The sequence below is a fragment of the Brevundimonas sp. TSRC1-1 genome, from assembly GCF_049898245.1.
Lineage (GTDB): Bacteria > Pseudomonadota > Alphaproteobacteria > Caulobacterales > Caulobacteraceae > Brevundimonas > Brevundimonas mediterranea_A.
The window spans coordinates 582,430-596,802 of the sequence record NZ_JAFCXI010000002.1; the positions used below are offsets into that span (position 1 = coordinate 582,430).

Consider the following 14,373-nt stretch of genomic DNA (forward strand, 5'->3'; position numbering starts at 1 on the left):
CACGACTCACGAGCTCAGCTGAGGACGCCCAGGACGTCCGACTCTTTCATGATGATCAGGTCTTCGCCGTCGATCTTCACTTCCGTGCCCGACCACTTGCCGAACAGGATGCGGTCGCCGGCCTTCAGTTCCAGAGCATTGACCTTGCCGCTGTCGTCGCGGGCGCCGGGGCCGACGGAGACGACTTCGCCTTCCTGCGGCTTTTCCTTGGCGGTGTCGGGGATGATGATCCCGCCCTTGGTCTTGGATTCTTCTTCAACGCGCTTGACCAGCACGCGGTCGCCGAGCGGACGAAACGCCATCGGTTCTCTCCTTGTGTTCCCCCGGACGGGGGCGACTTGAAAACGGTGGGCCAGCCTCCCCTCGATCACCGCTTTGGCAGCCGACCGGTGAGAGTGCTAACGCGATCGGGAGTTAGTCAGAGCAGGGGCCAGCGTCAAGCGGGGCGGCCGGGGGCGGTCTGCGAAAGTTCCGCGACAAGTGAACCGAAAATGAATGGCGGGCTCCGAGCACGTTCAAGCGGGGGCTGGCAGAACCGTCTCGACGCTGGATGCATTTCCTTCCTCGGAAACGCGGACCCGGCCCGAAAATAAAAGGAGACGACCATGTCCAAGATGTTGAAGATCACCGCCGCCGTCGCCGCTCCTGTCGTCGCCATGGGCCTGATGGCCGCCCCGGCCTCGGCGCAATCCCGTGACCGCGACCGCGACGACACCGCCCGCAACGCCCTGATCGGCGCGGCCGTCGGGGGCCTGGCCGGCGCCATCTACGGCAACGGCGACGGTCGTTATATCGCCGGCGGCGCCCTGGGCGGCGCGGCCATCGGCGCCGTGGCCTCCTCCTCGAACCGGGGTTCGGGCTGCGAATATTATCGCGGCGGCCAATGCTACCGGAACCAGGGCCACTGGGAGCGGGAACACGGCATCAACAGCCGGGATCCGCGCTGGGAGCAGCGCCGCGACTATCGCGACTATCGTCGGGACCAGCGTTATGACCGCCGCGATGATCGCCGCGACTACCGCTACGACCGCCGCTGGTAGGCGCGGGATGTCGCTCCAAGAAATAGGCTCGGCCGCAAGGCCGGGCCTTTTTGCTGCGCGTCACCCCATCAGACGGGTCATCAGGGCCGCGGTGGACGGGTCCAGATCGGCGGAGGGGCCGCCGGCGTCCACGTCCTTCAGGATCGCCCTGGCCAGGACCTTGCCCAGTTCGACGCCCCACTGGTCGAAGCTGTTGATGTCCCAGATCACGCCCTCGACGAAGGTCTTGTGCTCATAGAGGGCCAGCAGGGCGCCCAGGGTCTCGGGCGTCAGACGGTCCATCAGGATGGCGGTCGAGGGGCGGTTTCCGGTGAAGGTCCGGTGAGGCGCCAGACGGGTCGCCTCATCCTCCGACAGGCCCTGGGCCAGGCCTTCCGCCTTGGCCGCCTCGGTCGTCTTGCCCAGCATCAGGGCCTGGCCCTGGGCCAGGGCGTTGGACCAGAGCGGGGATTCCGGCGCGTCGGCATGGGTCTTCGCCACGATCACGAACTCGGCCGGGACGATCTGGGGCCCCTGGTGGATCTGCTGGAAGAAGGCGTGCTGGCCATTGGTGCCGGGCTCGCCGAACACCACCGGGCAGGTCTGGCGCGTGACGGGGGTTCCGTCGCGATGGACCCGCTTGCCGTTCGACTCCATCTCCAGCTGCTGCAGGAAGGACGGCAGGCGGCGCAGGGCGTGGGCGTAGGGCGCCACGGTGCGGGCCGGCCGGTTCAGGCCGTCGACATTGAACACCTGGGCCAGGGCCAGCAGGATCGGGGCGTTCCGCTCCAGCGGGGCCGAGACGAAATGGTCGTCCATGGCCGCAGCCCCGGCCAGCATGGCCTCGAACACGACCCAGCCCAGGGCGATGCCGCACGACAGGCTGACCGCCGACCACAGCGAATAGCGGCCGCCGACCCAGTCCCGGAAGGCGAAGGTGCGGCCGCAGCCGAAGGCCGCCGCCTTGTCCGGCGCCGCCGTCACGCCGATGAAGTGTTTCGTCATGCCTTCGGCCGGCAGGGCCGCCGCCAGCCAGGCCTTGGCGGCCTCGGCGTTGGCCAGGGTTTCCTGGGTGGTGAAGGTCTTGGACACGACCACGACCAGGGTGGTCTCGGGATCCAGGCCGGTCAGGGCCTCGGCCATGTCGCGCGGATCGATATTGGCGACGAAGCGCAGGTCGATGGCCGGGTCCAGCGGGCGCAGGGCGTCCCAGACGACGCGGGGCCCCAGGTCTGACCCGCCGATGCCGACATGGACGATGGCCTCGAACTTCTTGCCCGTGGCCCCCGCCTCGGCGCCCGAGCGGACGGCGTCGGCGTAGGTCTTCATGTCCGCCCGCACGGCGTCCACCTCGGCCGAGACCGGTTCGCCCAGGGCCTTGAAGTCGGCGCCGACGGGGGCGCGCAGGGCGGGATGCAGCACGGCCCGGCCCTCGGTCAGATTGACGGCCTCGCCGGCGAACAGGGCGGCGCGGCGGCCCTCGACGTCGCAGGCGCGGGCCAGATCCAGACAGGCCTCGAAGGCGGCCTGGGTCCAGCTCTGTTTCGACAGGTCCAGATAGAGCCCCGCCGCCTCGACCGACATCCGCGCCAGCCGGTCGGGATCGGCGGCGAACTGCTGGTCGATACGCGTCGCGCCGGCCTCGGCGGCCGTGCGGTCGAAGGTCGTCCAGGCGTCGTCACGGGTCATCGGTCGTCCTCTGGGAGAGAGAAGAAGGTAAACACTCGTTTACGGGTCGGGCGTATGTCGGTTCAACGTCCTAGCCGACGCTGAAACAGGAAGTCACCCTCATGTCCTGCGGCCTTGCTCTCACGATCGCCCTGGCCCTGTCCAATCCCGCCGTGGCCCTGGCGGCCGAACAGCCCCCTGCGGCGGTCGGCGCCCCCGTGTCCGTGGCGGCCGAGCCCCTGTTCGCCGACATCGTCGCCCGGTCCGGCGCGCTGAAGGCTCTGGTCGACGGCTGGGCGGCGGCCAAGGCGGCGGATCAGGCGGACTTCTTCACCAGCCAGGCCTTCACCGGCTTCAAGGCCCAGGCCGAACAGCTGGCCGCGCTCGACATGCAGGGCCACCTGATCCTGAAGGAACGCGGCACGGACGGCGATCTGAAATGCATCCTGCGCGGCATTTCCGAGGACATGCCGAAGAAGGTCCAGGCGGTTCAGGCGGCGGCCACGCCCGCCGACCGCGCCGTCGCCCTGTCGGACCTGTCCTATCTGCTGAACGACAATGTCGAGGTCATCACCGCCCCGCCGCAGCCGGAGGTCTAGGCTTCCTCGTCACCCGGCGGAGGCCGTCACGCCCCCTTCAGAGCCTCGATGACCACGCCTTCGGTCAACAGTTGCGGCAGGATGCGGGGCTCGCCGCCGTTCGCCGGATAGAGCAGATACAGGGGCACGCCCGAGCGGCCGTGACGCTCCAGTTCGCGGGTGATGGCGTCGTCACGGCGGGTCCAGTCGCCGACCAGATAGACGGCGTTCGTCGCCTTCAGGGCCTCGGCGACTCGGGGCGAGGACAGGGCGGCGCGCTCGTTGATCTTGCAGGTCACGCACCAGTCAGCCGTGAAATTGACCAGGACCGGACGGCCCTCGGCCTGGGCGGCGCGGACGGATTCGGCGGACCAGGGCGCGGAGGCCAGGGGACCGGACTCGGCGACCGAGGCCGCCCCCAGAACCGGCGCGCGACCGGCGATCACGGCCAGGACCAGGGCGGCCCCGAGCGCCATCAGGCTGGATCCGCCGGACAGGCGGGCGGATCGGCCCAGGGCGCGCTGGGCCTGGGTCAGGCCGAACAGCCACAGGGCGAAGGCGGTGGTCAGGGCGGCCGCCATCAGCAGGGCCAGTCCCTCCGCGCCGGTCTGACGCGAGAAGACCCAGACCAGCCAGAGCGCCGCGCCGTACATGGGGAAGGCCAGCAGGCCCTTCAGCCGATCCATCCATGGGCCGGGCCGGGGCAGGCGCCGCAGCAGGCCGGGCGACAGGCTGACGGCCAGATAGGGCAGGCCCAGGCCCAGGCCCAGCATCAGGAAGATCAGCAACGCCGCCGGCCAGGGCATGAGCAGGGCCGCGCCCAGGGCCGCGGCCATGAAGGGGGCGGTGCAGGGGGCGGCGACGACCACGGCCAGAACCCCGGTGAAGAAGGCGCCCGCTCCACCCGGCAGGCGCGACAGGGGACCGGCACCCGCGCCCTGGAGCCCGGCGCCGACATGGAAGACGCCCGACAGGTTCAGCCCCACCGCCAGCATCAGCAGAGCCAGGCTCGCGATCACCGCCGGCGACTGAAGCTGGAAGCCCCAGCCGACGGCCTCGCCCCCGGCGCGCAGGGCCAGCAGGCCGCCAGCCAGGACCAGGAAGGTCGCCAGAACCCCGGCCAGGAACAACAGGCCGTCGCGTCGCGCCTCGCGCGGCTGATGGGCCGAGGCGGCCAGGGCGGCGGCCTTCATGGCCAGAATGGGAAAGACGCAGGGCATCAGGTTCAGGATCAGGCCGCCGACCAGGGCGAACAGGGCCGATTGCAGGATCAGGCCCAGGTTCAGGTCGGTTGCCGCAGCGCTGGGGGTCTCGACATCGCCGGACAGGGCCTTGCCGCCGGTGGTTCCGGCCAGGACCGCGCCGGGCTGGGCCGTGATCTCCCAGGCGCCGGCGTCGGTGGCCAGGACGCCCGAGATCGGACCGTTCAGACCCTTGGCCGTCAGGTCGCCGCCGGGGGTCAGGGTCAGGCTCAGCCCGTTCGGGCCGCTCTGGCCCGACTGGGGGGCGGCGTGGTCGATGATCCCGCCCTCGAACGGATAGAAATAGGCCCGGCTCAGGCCCGCGCCGGCCGTCAGGTCCGCCAGGGGGCCGCCCGTCGCCGACAGGGTCAGGACGCCGTTCTGCAGGGTGGCGCGGGCGTCCAGGCCCGCCGGTCGCGGCGCGGCCTCCAGCACGGCCTGGATGGCGGCGCCGTGGTCGGGGTCCGGCGGCGGGGCGCCCTCGCGGATCGGCAGGTCCAGACGCAGGCTCATCTGCACCGGCACGCACATCTGGTCGCTGCACACCAGGAACAGGGCGTCGACGGTCAGGGGCAGGGTGGTTCCCGGCCGGGCCGAGGCCGGAACCTCGATCGGGACGGGCAGATAGACGTCGCCGGAATAGCCGTAGTTGACCAGGCTCATCAGCCGCTGGCGCGTGGGCAGGGGCCAGACGATCTCGCCGGCCTTGACCCCGGGCGGCAGACGCCAGTCCAGGGTGGTCGGCCCTCCGGAATCGCCGGGATTGCGCCAATAGGTGTGCCAGCCGGGCGCGATGGTCTGATGCACCGCCAACACGACGGTCGACCCCGGCGCGGCCCAGCGCGACAGGAGAACCAGTTCCGCCTCGATATTGTCGGCCCGTTGCGGACCGGGCGGCACGGCCGCCGCCGCCTCGGCCGGCCGGCTGACCGGCTGGGCTTCGGCGACGGACGGAACGCCCGGCAGGACGGACAGGCCGAGGCAAAACAGCAGGGCGTACAGGAAGGCGGTCGGGCGCATGACCTGCTTCTAGGCCCTGCGACCCGCTCTGTCAGCGTGTCCGATCAGCCGCGTTCAGCGGCGCGGGCGGGCGTCCACGACCACTTCGGTGCGGCGGCGCAGGGGCTCGGCCGTCCCGCCCGCCGTGGTCGCGCCCGCGTCGCCTGCGGCGCCCACGTCGAACACCGGCGACGGCAGGCCCGCCGCGTTCAGGGCCTGGGCCACGGTCCGCGCGCGGCGCTGCGACAGGCTCAGATTGGCCTCGCTCGCTCCGGTCGCGTCTGCCAGACCCACCACCTGGATGCTGCGCACGTCGCAGGTCCGCAGCACGCCCGCCGCCGCATCGATGGCCTGATCGGCCGCGTCGGTCAGCCGCGCCTCGTTCTCGCGGAAATAGATGTCGAACCGCACCGGCATGCACAGGGAACCGCTGGTCACGATCTGATCCCGCCGCATCGGCGTCGCACAGGCCCCCACCGCCAGCATTCCGCCAGCCAGAGCCAGAATTGTTATCGTTTTCATGACTATCCCCTGTGTCACACCATCGTCCTGCGCACGAAAAAGGCGGCCCGTCCACGACGAACCGCCCTTCCCGAAACTCAAACCGGTCTCGAACCGGACCAGGGCCCGGTTCGAAGTCACGGCTCAATAACGGCGTTGGCCGTTATCCCAGTAGCACTCGTCCTGGCGGTTGTCGTAGCAGTAGTAGGTGCGGCCTTGGCTGTCGCGGTAGCGCTGCTGGTTGTTGCGGTCCTGGCTCGAACCGCGGATCGCGCCCGCTGCGCCGCCCAGGGCGCCGCCGATCAGGGCGCCGGTGGCTGCGTTGCCGCCGCCGACATTGTTGCCGATGACGGCGCCGGCGACAGCGCCGAGGCCGGCGCCGATGGCGCCCTGGCGCACGGTCTGGTTCGAGTTGCCGTAAGGGTCGCTCGCGCAGGCCGAAGCCAAAAGACCGGCGCCGGCGATCGCGATGATGGCCTTGTTCATGATGAAATCCTCTATCCTGGGTTCGCCCCGAAGGCGATAACGCTGGAGTACGGCTCCGGTTCCCCTGTCTATCGTCGTTCTGTCGAAACGACTATGCTTAACCGGCGTGGGTCAGCCTGCGCAGTCCTTGGGGGGAAATGATGCGGTTTTCTGATGTGACGTGCGCCGCGGCCGGCGCTGAAGGCCCGATCTGGGCGCGCAGCAAGAAGCGCAAGGCCTCGGCCGCGCCGCTGGTCAATCTGCTGGTGACCCTGCTGGCCCTGATCGGCGCCCTCACCCTGGTCTTGTCCATCAAGGAAGGATCGGTCCAGGCGGCGGGCCGGATGATGGACGGCTGGATCATGACCGGCTGGACCGGGGCGCAGAGACTGGCGGGTCGCGCCCCCGAAGCCGCAGAGGTCGCGGCCGACAAGGCGGGTCAGGCGACCGAAAGGACCGGCGACGCCCTGAAGGCCGGCGCCTCGACCGCCCGCGACGAACTGAAGCAATAGTCACGCTTGTCGGGAACGGGCGGGCCGCCTGAACGTTCGGCGGCCATGACCGACACCCTGAGTTCAGAACCCGACGCCGACGCCGACGCCGGCGAGCCGCGCGACGAGGCCGCGCGTCGTCTCACGCCCCATGCGTCGCTGGGCCGGGCGGTGATGCTGGTCAATCCCTTGTCCGGCAGCGTCGGCCCGCGCGCCGAGGCCGAGGCCGAGGCGATCCTGGCGGACTATGACCTGCAAACCCAGGTCGTGGTGCTGGAAGCCGGCAATTTCGACCAGGCCATCGCCGACGCCTTCGCCGCCGCGCCGGACGTGATCTTCGTCCTGGCCGGCGACGGCACGGCGCGGTCGGTGGCGGCGAAGGCTAGGCCCAATGGTCCGATGATCGCCCCCCTGCCGGGCGGCACGATGAACATGCTGCCCAGGGCCCTGTACGGCACGGCCGACTGGAAGCTGGCCCTGCGCCGCGCCCTGGAGGAGGGCGAGCCCCAATCGGTGTCGGGCGGCGAGGTGTCGGGGGAATATTTCTACTGCGCCGCCATCCTGGGCTCGCCGGCCCTGTGGGCGCCGGCGCGCGAGGCGATGCGAACCGGCAAGGTGAGACTGGCCTGGGCCTATGCGCGGCGGGCGTTGAAGCGGGCCTTCACCGGACGGTTGAGGTTCAGTCTGGACGGCGGCCCCCGGCGTCGGGCCGAGGCCCTGGTGCTGATCAGCCCGATGATCTCCAAGGCCATGGAGGAGCCGGACGGGCTGGAAGCCGCGGCGATGGACCCGTCCGACGCCAGCCAGGCCTTCCGCCTGGCCGCCAACGCCCTGTTCAGCGACTGGCGCCATGATCCCGCCGTCTCGACCCGCCCGGCCAAGCGGATCGACGTCCGGGCGCGCTCCAAGATTCCCGCCGTGATAGACGGAGAGCCCGTCCTGTTGAAATCCGAGGCCACCGTGCGATTCATTCCCAAGGCGTTCCGCGCCCTTGCGCCCCGGCCCCCCGCGGCCGAGGACAGTCTCTGATGGGGCGTGTTCTCCAGTTTTCGGACGTTCATTTCGGATGCGAGCACAAGGGGGCGGTGGCGGCGGCGCTGGAGTACGCCCACGCCACGCCCAATGATCTGGTTCTGATCACCGGCGACATCACCCAGAAGGGCTATCCGGTCGAGTTCCGGGCGGCGGGGGAATGGATGCGGGCCATGCCGGAGCCGCGCTTCGTCATCGTCGGCAATCACGACGTCCCCTACTGGAGCCCGGTCGCCCGCCTGTTTCATCCATGGCGCGCCTTCGAGACGGCGACGGGTTTCCCCGCCCATGACGGTCAGTTCTGCAATGACACGGTTATGGTGCGGGGCGTCGTCACGGCGCGCGGCTGGCAGGCGCGGCCCAACTGGTCCAAGGGGGTCATCGATCTGGACCAGACCCGGCGCGCGGCCGAGGCCCTGCGTCAGGCGCCCATCGGGGCGTTGCGCATCCTGGCCTGTCATCATCCCCTGGTCGAGATGATCGGCACGCCGATGACCGGCGACGTCAAGCGCGGCGACGAGGCGGCCCTGATCTTCGCCGAGGCCGGGGTGGATCTGATCATGACGGGCCATGTCCATGTGCCCTTCGCCCTGCCCATCGATCTGGCGGACCGCTGCTCCTACGCCGTCGGGTGCGGGACCCTGTCGCACCGCGAGCGGGGCTCGCCGCCGGGCTTCAATCAGGTGGACTGGGACGCCAGGACCATCACGGTCACGGCCCTGGCCTGGGACGGGCGGGACTACAGCCCGCATCAGGTCTGGCGGCTGCCGCGTCGTCAGGACACCCGCAAGGCCGCGACCGCGCCCAGCCCGAACAGGCCGGGCGAACTGGAGAAGGCGGCGGTCTGAGCCGTCGCGTCTCTATTCCCGGGCGACGCCGCCAATAGAAAAAGGGCCGGAACTCGCGTTCCGGCCCTTCTGAATTTTGTCGGTTCTGCGAGCCCTATAATCGAGGGGCGCCGCGTCCGCGAAGTCCGCCGGCCACGAGGGCGATGACGAACAGGATGATGGCGATCACGGCGATGAATTTGGCGATCTCGAACGAGAAGTTCGCGATGCCGCCGAAGCCGAGAACGGCTGCGATCAAGGCCACGACCAGGAAGATAATTGCCCAGCGAATCATGGGTTTAGCTCTCCTGCGTTGATGTTTCCGACGGCGGCCTTGCAGCCGTTCGTCCCGTCGGAAGATCAACGGTCCCGGACGCAGGGCGTTCCGTGGCCTTCGCAAAATCCTCAGCGCCGACGGCGCCTTTTGGCGTAGCCGCCCTGATCCATCTTTCGCTCGGCCACCATGCTGGCGACGATCGCGGCCAGGGCCGGATTGCGCAGCAACAGGAAGGCCGCGCCCAGTCCGCCGACCGCGCCGATGATCGGGCGTTCGCGCACGATGTGGATCAGCTTGCCGATCAGACCGTCCGGCGCATCCTCCTCGTCCTCCTCGTCGTGACTTTCGCCCTTCAGGAAGACGAGTGCGACGACCAGGGCGACCAGGGCGAACAGGGCGAAGGTGATGGCCGAGGCGCCCAGGGGCGTCGTGACCAGGCTGATGGCGTGGAAGATGGCGACGCCGAGAAACACCACGGCCAGAAAGACGCTCGCGGCGGCCACGCTGGTCGCCACGATGCGTTTGACGATGCCCTTGAACATCAGCGGCGACGGCCGGCCAGAAGCAGGCCGAGCACCACGCCGACGCCGAGGGCGATGGCGGTCGACTGGACCGGACGTTCCTGCACCCGCTCGACGATATAGCGCTGGGCCTCGTCCAGGCGTTCGGCGGCGTCGTCGTAATATTCGCGGCCGCGCACCCGGGCGGTGTCGTAATAGCCGCGCGCCTGGTCGCGCACTTCCTCGCTCTTGGCCCGCAGCTTGGCCTCGGCCTCCTCGGCCTTTTCGCGCAGACGCTGGGTTTCTTCGCGGGCGCCGATCTTCAGATCCTCCTTGAGGGTCTTCAGGTCGGCCTTGATGTCTTCTCTAGCCTTGGTGGTGGCCATGGTGCGCGCTCCGGTTTCAAGCTTGGCAATAGAATAGGGGACCCCGTTTCGGAACGCTACACCCGGCGCGAGGTTCCCTTCGCCCACCCGTGATCCCCGGCCTCGTCAGGCGCGTTTCGCCGTTCTAGATAGGGGAGATGACCGACCTGCTGTTCGCCCCCCGCCCCCTGCCGACCCTGCCGATCACCGGCGACGCCCGGCGCTTCCCGGTTCGCCGCATCCTGTGCGTGGGCCAGAACTACGCCGCCCATGCGCGCGAAATGGGGTCGGACCCGGACAAGCAGTCCCCCTTCTTCTTTTCCAAGCCCGGCGACGCCCTGGTGTCGGACGGGGCCGACCCGGCCTATCCGTCGGCGACGGACAATCTGCATTTCGAGGCCGAACTGGTGGCGGCCATCGGCGAGGGCGGGCGGATCATCGGCTGGGCGGTCGGCTGCGACCTGACCCGTCGCGATCTTCAGGCCGAGGCGAAGGCGGCCGGGCGGCCGTGGGATGCAGCCAAGGGGTTCGACCAGTCGGCGCCCTGCGGCGCCCTGACCCTGGGACCGCTTCCGGCCCCGGCGGGGGTGATCGCCCTGAGCGTCAACGGCGAGACGAAACAGTCCAGCACCCTGGACGACATGATCCTGAACCCCGATCAGATCGTCGAGGCGGCCGGGAAACTGTGGTCGCTACAGGCGGGCGACCTGATCTTCACCGGCACCCCGTCGGGCGTCGGACCCCTGGCGTGCGGCGACGCGGTGGTCGTGACCATCGACGGCCTGGCGCCCCTGAGCTTCAAGATCGTCTGATGATCCTGCACGGCTATTGGCGCTCGGGCGCCAGCTACCGGGTCCGCATCGCCCTGGGCCTCAAGGGCCTGGCCTATGAGACGGCGACGCATGACCTGCGCAAGGGCGAGCAAAAGGCGGCCGGTTATCTGGCCCTGAACCCTCAGGGCATGGTGCCGGCCCTGCAGGACGGGGACCAGGTCGTCACCCAGAGCCCGGCCATTCTGGAATGGCTGGACGAGGTTCATCCCGAGCCGGCCCTGTTGCCGAAGGGGCCGGCCGACCGGGCCCGTGTCCGGGCCATGGCCGCCCTGATCGGCTGCGACATTCATCCGCTGAACAATCTGCGCGTCCTCAGGTCGTTGCGCGAGGATTTCGGGGCGGACCAGGCCGCCGTTGACGCCTGGGCCGCGCGCTGGATCGCGCCGGGCTTCGACGCCCTGGAGATCCTGGTGGGCCGCCACGGCCAGGGGTGGAGTTTCGGCGACCGGCCGGGCCTGGTCGACTGCTATCTGATGCCGCAGCTCTATTCCGCGCGGCGGTTCAACATGGCGCTCGAGGCCTGGCCGGGGCTTCTGGCGGTGGAGACGCGGGCGCTGGACCACCCCGCCTTCGGGGCGGCGCACCCGGATCGGCAGCCCGACGCCGACGCCTGATCCGCCATACCGACGATCTCCAGGTAAGACTCGCGTAACGTCTCGCTCAACCTCCTTTAAGCTTTGGGGGTGCAAGATGGGAATGTGACGCATTCCCCCGCCACCCCTTCGGCGCCTTCGCCCATAGATCGCCTGGCTCTCGCCGTGGTGACAGAGCCGGGACGCGCCCTGAATCCGTTCATGGCCGCGCCGTCGGGCGCGCGCGAGGACGCCATGCGCTTCCTGTTGCAGACGGGGGCGGACGCCGGCGTCAAGATGATCGCGACCAAACCGGGCGGCGACGGCGAACGGCTGCTGGGCCAGGCCTGGCCCTTCCCCTCGCCCTTCCGCGTGACGGTTCAAACCGTGGCCCTGAGCGAAGGCCTGGATCGGGTCGAGGCGCGGGCGCGCCGGTCGCTGGAACGCATGGGCCTGCCGCGCGGCGAGGCCCTGTTGGTCAATAACGCCGCCGACCTGGCCGGGGCCGAGGGCCGCGCCCTGTGGGACCGGCTGCAATCCCTGAAGACCCGCGGCCTGTTCCGCAGCATCGGCTTCTGCGCCACGGTCGAGGACGGCCCGGCCCTGCTGGCGCGCCGGCTGGAGGCCGACGTGGTTCAGATTTCCTGCAATCTGCTGGACCAGCGGGCCGCCGCCGAGGGCGTGCTGGACGAGATCAAGGCCGGCGGCGCCGAGGTGCACCTGGCCTCGGTCTTCGCCGGCGGACTTCTGTTCGCGGTCGGCGATGAACTGCCGCCCCATCTGGCCAACTACGCCCAGGCCCTGTCGCGGACGCGCCGGCGTCTGGCCGAACGGCGCTGCGATCCGATGCAGGCGGCCCTGGCCTATGCGTTTTCGCTGAAGGCGGTGGACCGGGTGGTCGCCAGCGTGGCCTCGGCGGCCGAACTGCGCGCCATCCTGGCCGCCGCCCACGCGCCCGGCCCTGACCTGAGCTGGCCGGAACTGGCGCTCGAGGCGCCGGCGGCCTTCACCGCCGACGCCCGCGCGCGGATCAGTAGCGCAGCCTGACCCCGACATAGGCCGAGCGGCCGGGTTCGCCATAGCCCAGCACCTGCTGGTAGTGTTCGTCGGCCAGATTCTCGATTCGTGCCGTCAACGTGACCTTGTCCGTCAATTCGTAGGCGGCGTTCAGATTGGCCGTGACGAAGCCCTCGCGGGCCACGGTCGAGAAGCCGCCGGAATCGTCCTGGTCGCCTTCCGCCCGCACCGTCAGCGCGCCCGAGACCCGGTCGCCCGTCCAGCCCAGGGTCGCCGAACCGGCGTGCTCGGGCACACGCAACAGGCGGGCGCCCGTCGTGCGGTCCTCGGCGTCGGTCCAGGCATAGGCCAGCGTCAGGTCGAAGCCGGCGCCCAACAGCGCACGGCCTTCCAGCTCGACCCCGTCCGAACGGGTCTTGGCCACATTGATGTAGCGACCAGCCGTATAGGTGATCTGGTCCTCGACGTTCAGGCGATACAGGGTCGCGCGACCGTCGAACCGACCATCGCCCGAGGCCCAGCCCAGGGCGATCTCGACGCTGTCGGCGGTTTCCGGCTTCAGCTCCGGCCAGGGCAGGGGCGCGTAGCAGTAGTCGCAGAGGGCCTGGCTGACGGTCGGCGCCTTGAAGCCCGTGCCATAGGCGCCCGACAGGATGAAGCCGCCGGCCAGATCATAGGCCGCCGAAACCCGGCCCGTCGTCTTGGATCCGAAATCGTCGGTGTCGTCGTAACGCAGGCCCCCGGTCAGGTTCAGGGCGCCGACGTCATACTGGGCCACGCCGAACACGGAGGTGATCGACAGGTCGCGCGACAGGCCCGACGACAGGGCCGCCGACGCCTCGTTGCGTTCGACGCCGAACGCATAGTCGATATCCTGTGTCGCGCCATTGGCCTGCCAACGATAGGCTTGGCGGTCGCCGGTGAAGGTCGAGCCGAAGCCGTCGCTGACCGAGCTGCGATCCAGATCCGACGCCGAGACGCTGAACTGATGGTTCAGGCCGAACGCCTTGGCGGCCGCCCGGCCAAACCCCGACCATTGCTCGCTTTCCTGCGTATCGTCGGTGTCGGCCAGCGCGTAGTTCGGCGCCGGGAAACCGTCCAGGTCGGCCTTTGACTTGTTCCAGCGCACCGAGCCGTCGACCTTGACCAGGTCCGAGAAGGCGTAGCGGCCCTTGGCGCCCAGGGTCGTGCTGCGGAAACCGTCGGCTTCGGGATTGCCGTCAGCCTCGTCGGCGGCGGAGATCCCGTCGGTGTCGAAGTGCGAGACATAGGCGCTGACGGCATAGGTCTCGTTGGCGACCCCGGCGGCCAGGCGGCCGCGCACGGTGTCGAAACTGCCGGCCTCGGCCTCGGCGCGCAGGCCCTTGATCTCCTTGGTGGTGAAGGCGATCACGCCGCCGATGGCGTCCGATCCCCACAGCGACGACTGCGGGCCGCTGAGCACTTCGATGCGCTCGATGTCGGCCAGCTCGAAGCTGGAGAAATCATAAGCGCCGTTGGGCTCGGCCGCATCGTTGACGGGCGCGCCGTCGACCAGGACCAGGGTCTTGCCGGGCGTCGCACCACGCATGCGGACCTGAGCCACGCCGCCGAAGGCGCCGGAACGGGTCACCGACAGGCCGGGGACGTCCGACAGGATGTCGGCGGCGAAGATCGCGCCGCGCTGTTCGATGGTCTTGCCGTCGATGACGCGGGCGCCGGGCGTATCGGCGACGATGGCCGGGATGCGGGTGGCGGTGATGACGACGTCGTCCAGCTGGGTCGCCTCGTCAAAGGCGAAGGCGGGCGCGGCGAAGGCGGCGGACAGGGCCGCCGTGGAGAGAAGAATGGAGCGCTTCATTGAGCGAGAATCCCCGATGTCGGCTCCGCGAGTGCGCGCGAGGAACCGGTATGAGCGAGCCGATCCGCCGGGCCTGAACGGTCCGGACGGCGCAAGATCGGGTCGCTGCGACGAGAATAGTCCCCGCGCCTCTGTCTGGTCCCGGACA

At 69.7% G+C, this 14,373-nt stretch carries 17 protein-coding genes; 8 read left to right on the forward strand and 9 right to left on the reverse strand.

The genetic code is table 11. The features are described from left to right. Nucleotides 1–14: 14 nt before the first annotated feature. The gene (gene groES / locus ACP7CK_RS08795) at nucleotides 15–302 is read right to left on the reverse strand and encodes a co-chaperone GroES (RefSeq protein WP_123288102.1); all 288 of its coding nucleotides are present in this window, start codon (nucleotides 300–302) and stop codon (nucleotides 15–17) included. Between the two features lie 303 nt (nucleotides 303–605). On the opposite strand from groES, the gene ACP7CK_RS08800 reads away from it, so the two are divergent. After that, nucleotides 606–1,040, forward strand: coding sequence for a hypothetical protein (locus ACP7CK_RS08800; protein ID WP_008261117.1), 435 nt, complete (start codon nucleotides 606–608; stop codon nucleotides 1,038–1,040). A gap of 60 nt (nucleotides 1,041–1,100) precedes the next feature. Here ACP7CK_RS08800 and pgi read toward each other — a convergent pair whose 3' ends face one another. Next, a complete protein-coding gene (gene pgi / locus ACP7CK_RS08805; RefSeq protein WP_426025760.1) occupies nucleotides 1,101–2,708 on the reverse strand; it encodes a glucose-6-phosphate isomerase in 1,608 nt (535 codons plus the stop codon). 101 nt (nucleotides 2,709–2,809) lie between these two features. On the opposite strand from pgi, the gene ACP7CK_RS08810 reads away from it, so the two are divergent. Further along, nucleotides 2,810–3,286 carry a hypothetical protein gene (locus ACP7CK_RS08810; RefSeq protein ID WP_426025761.1) on the forward strand — a complete coding sequence of 159 codons (477 nt, stop codon included), beginning with the start codon at nucleotides 2,810–2,812 and terminating at the stop codon, nucleotides 3,284–3,286. A gap of 26 nt (nucleotides 3,287–3,312) precedes the next feature. Here the strand turns inward: ACP7CK_RS08810 and ACP7CK_RS08815 are convergent, their stop codons facing one another. From ACP7CK_RS08815 to ACP7CK_RS08825, 3 genes are all read right to left on the reverse strand, one after another. Continuing rightward, nucleotides 3,313–5,526 carry a protein-disulfide reductase DsbD family protein gene (locus tag ACP7CK_RS08815; protein WP_426025762.1) on the reverse strand — a complete coding sequence of 738 codons (2,214 nt, stop codon included), beginning with the start codon at nucleotides 5,524–5,526 and terminating at the stop codon, nucleotides 3,313–3,315. A gap of 54 nt (nucleotides 5,527–5,580) precedes the next feature. Further along, entirely contained in the window at nucleotides 5,581–6,027 is a 447-nt protein-coding gene (locus ACP7CK_RS08820; protein WP_426025763.1) for an OmpA family protein, read from the reverse strand. A 123-nt stretch (nucleotides 6,028–6,150) separates the two neighbouring features. Further along, nucleotides 6,151–6,492 (reverse strand): YMGG-like glycine zipper-containing protein, encoded by a 342-nt coding sequence (locus ACP7CK_RS08825; RefSeq protein ID WP_008263428.1) that lies wholly within the window; start codon nucleotides 6,490–6,492, stop codon nucleotides 6,151–6,153. Between the two features lie 140 nt (nucleotides 6,493–6,632). Here ACP7CK_RS08825 and ACP7CK_RS08830 point away from each other — a divergent pair, with 140 nt between their 5' ends. From ACP7CK_RS08830 to ACP7CK_RS08840, 3 genes are read left to right on the forward strand one after another with little or no spacing between them, the layout of a single operon-like run. Then, nucleotides 6,633–6,983 carry a hypothetical protein gene (locus ACP7CK_RS08830; protein WP_426025764.1) on the forward strand — a complete coding sequence of 117 codons (351 nt, stop codon included), beginning with the start codon at nucleotides 6,633–6,635 and terminating at the stop codon, nucleotides 6,981–6,983. Between the two features lie 45 nt (nucleotides 6,984–7,028). Beyond that, a complete protein-coding gene (locus ACP7CK_RS08835; RefSeq protein ID WP_426025765.1) occupies nucleotides 7,029–7,991 on the forward strand; it encodes a diacylglycerol/lipid kinase family protein in 963 nt (320 codons plus the stop codon). Further along, the gene (locus tag ACP7CK_RS08840; protein WP_292150606.1) at nucleotides 7,991–8,842 is read left to right on the forward strand and encodes a metallophosphoesterase family protein; all 852 of its coding nucleotides are present in this window, start codon (nucleotides 7,991–7,993) and stop codon (nucleotides 8,840–8,842) included. The genes ACP7CK_RS08835 and ACP7CK_RS08840 overlap by 1 nt, the downstream gene beginning before the upstream one ends. Nucleotides 8,843–8,936: 94 nt before the next feature. Here the strand turns inward: ACP7CK_RS08840 and ACP7CK_RS08845 are convergent, their stop codons facing one another. The 3 genes from ACP7CK_RS08845 to ACP7CK_RS08855 all read right to left on the reverse strand — a co-directional run bounded on the left by ACP7CK_RS08845 (nucleotide 8,937) and on the right by ACP7CK_RS08855 (nucleotide 9,984). Continuing rightward, entirely contained in the window at nucleotides 8,937–9,116 is a 180-nt protein-coding gene (locus ACP7CK_RS08845; protein ID WP_008262305.1) for a DUF1328 domain-containing protein, read from the reverse strand. 110 nt (nucleotides 9,117–9,226) lie between these two features. Beyond that, complete coding sequence (locus tag ACP7CK_RS08850; protein ID WP_008262661.1) at nucleotides 9,227–9,640, reverse strand: hypothetical protein; 414 nt, start codon at nucleotides 9,638–9,640, stop codon at nucleotides 9,227–9,229. Beyond that, nucleotides 9,640–9,984, reverse strand: a complete 345-nt coding sequence (locus ACP7CK_RS08855; protein WP_008260669.1) for a glycine zipper domain-containing protein — start codon at nucleotides 9,982–9,984, stop codon at nucleotides 9,640–9,642. The genes ACP7CK_RS08850 and ACP7CK_RS08855 overlap by 1 nt, the downstream gene beginning before the upstream one ends. A gap of 137 nt (nucleotides 9,985–10,121) precedes the next feature. Between ACP7CK_RS08855 and ACP7CK_RS08860 the strand changes: the two genes are divergently transcribed. The 3 genes from ACP7CK_RS08860 (at nucleotide 10,122) to ACP7CK_RS08870 (ending at nucleotide 12,415) form a co-directional block, all read left to right on the forward strand. Further along, nucleotides 10,122–10,775: a fumarylacetoacetate hydrolase family protein gene (locus ACP7CK_RS08860; RefSeq protein WP_426025766.1), complete on the forward strand. Its 654-nt coding sequence runs from the start codon at nucleotides 10,122–10,124 to the stop codon at nucleotides 10,773–10,775. Next, complete coding sequence (gene maiA / locus ACP7CK_RS08865) at nucleotides 10,775–11,410, forward strand: maleylacetoacetate isomerase (RefSeq protein ID WP_426025767.1); 636 nt, start codon at nucleotides 10,775–10,777, stop codon at nucleotides 11,408–11,410. The genes ACP7CK_RS08860 and maiA overlap by 1 nt, the downstream gene beginning before the upstream one ends. Nucleotides 11,411–11,494: 84 nt before the next feature. Continuing rightward, the gene (locus ACP7CK_RS08870) at nucleotides 11,495–12,415 is read left to right on the forward strand and encodes an aldo/keto reductase (protein WP_035308685.1); all 921 of its coding nucleotides are present in this window, start codon (nucleotides 11,495–11,497) and stop codon (nucleotides 12,413–12,415) included. Here the strand turns inward: ACP7CK_RS08870 and ACP7CK_RS08875 are convergent. Then, nucleotides 12,399–14,225, reverse strand: coding sequence for a TonB-dependent receptor plug domain-containing protein (locus ACP7CK_RS08875; RefSeq protein WP_426025768.1), 1,827 nt, complete (start codon nucleotides 14,223–14,225; stop codon nucleotides 12,399–12,401). The genes ACP7CK_RS08870 and ACP7CK_RS08875 overlap by 17 nt on opposite strands. Nucleotides 14,226–14,373 lie beyond the last annotated feature (148 nt).

Coding starts and splice junctions, on each gene's coding strand:
- groES (WP_123288102.1), bottom strand. CDS start 302: ATGGCGTTTCGTCCGCTCGGCGACCGCGTGCTGGTCAAGCGCGTTGAA.
- ACP7CK_RS08800 (WP_008261117.1), top strand. CDS start 606: ATGTCCAAGATGTTGAAGATCACCGCCGCCGTCGCCGCTCCTGTCGTC.
- pgi (WP_426025760.1), bottom strand. CDS start 2,708: ATGACCCGTGACGACGCCTGGACGACCTTCGACCGCACGGCCGCCGAG.
- ACP7CK_RS08810 (WP_426025761.1), top strand. CDS start 2,810: ATGTCCTGCGGCCTTGCTCTCACGATCGCCCTGGCCCTGTCCAATCCC.
- ACP7CK_RS08815 (WP_426025762.1), bottom strand. CDS start 5,526: ATGCGCCCGACCGCCTTCCTGTACGCCCTGCTGTTTTGCCTCGGCCTG.
- ACP7CK_RS08820 (WP_426025763.1), bottom strand. CDS start 6,027: ATGAAAACGATAACAATTCTGGCTCTGGCTGGCGGAATGCTGGCGGTG.
- ACP7CK_RS08825 (WP_008263428.1), bottom strand. CDS start 6,492: ATGAACAAGGCCATCATCGCGATCGCCGGCGCCGGTCTTTTGGCTTCG.
- ACP7CK_RS08830 (WP_426025764.1), top strand. CDS start 6,633: ATGCGGTTTTCTGATGTGACGTGCGCCGCGGCCGGCGCTGAAGGCCCG.
- ACP7CK_RS08835 (WP_426025765.1), top strand. CDS start 7,029: ATGACCGACACCCTGAGTTCAGAACCCGACGCCGACGCCGACGCCGGC.
- ACP7CK_RS08840 (WP_292150606.1), top strand. CDS start 7,991: ATGGGGCGTGTTCTCCAGTTTTCGGACGTTCATTTCGGATGCGAGCAC.
- ACP7CK_RS08845 (WP_008262305.1), bottom strand. CDS start 9,116: ATGATTCGCTGGGCAATTATCTTCCTGGTCGTGGCCTTGATCGCAGCC.
- ACP7CK_RS08850 (WP_008262661.1), bottom strand. CDS start 9,640: ATGTTCAAGGGCATCGTCAAACGCATCGTGGCGACCAGCGTGGCCGCC.
- ACP7CK_RS08855 (WP_008260669.1), bottom strand. CDS start 9,984: ATGGCCACCACCAAGGCTAGAGAAGACATCAAGGCCGACCTGAAGACC.
- ACP7CK_RS08860 (WP_426025766.1), top strand. CDS start 10,122: ATGACCGACCTGCTGTTCGCCCCCCGCCCCCTGCCGACCCTGCCGATC.
- maiA (WP_426025767.1), top strand. CDS start 10,775: ATGATCCTGCACGGCTATTGGCGCTCGGGCGCCAGCTACCGGGTCCGC.
- ACP7CK_RS08875 (WP_426025768.1), bottom strand. CDS start 14,225: ATGAAGCGCTCCATTCTTCTCTCCACGGCGGCCCTGTCCGCCGCCTTC.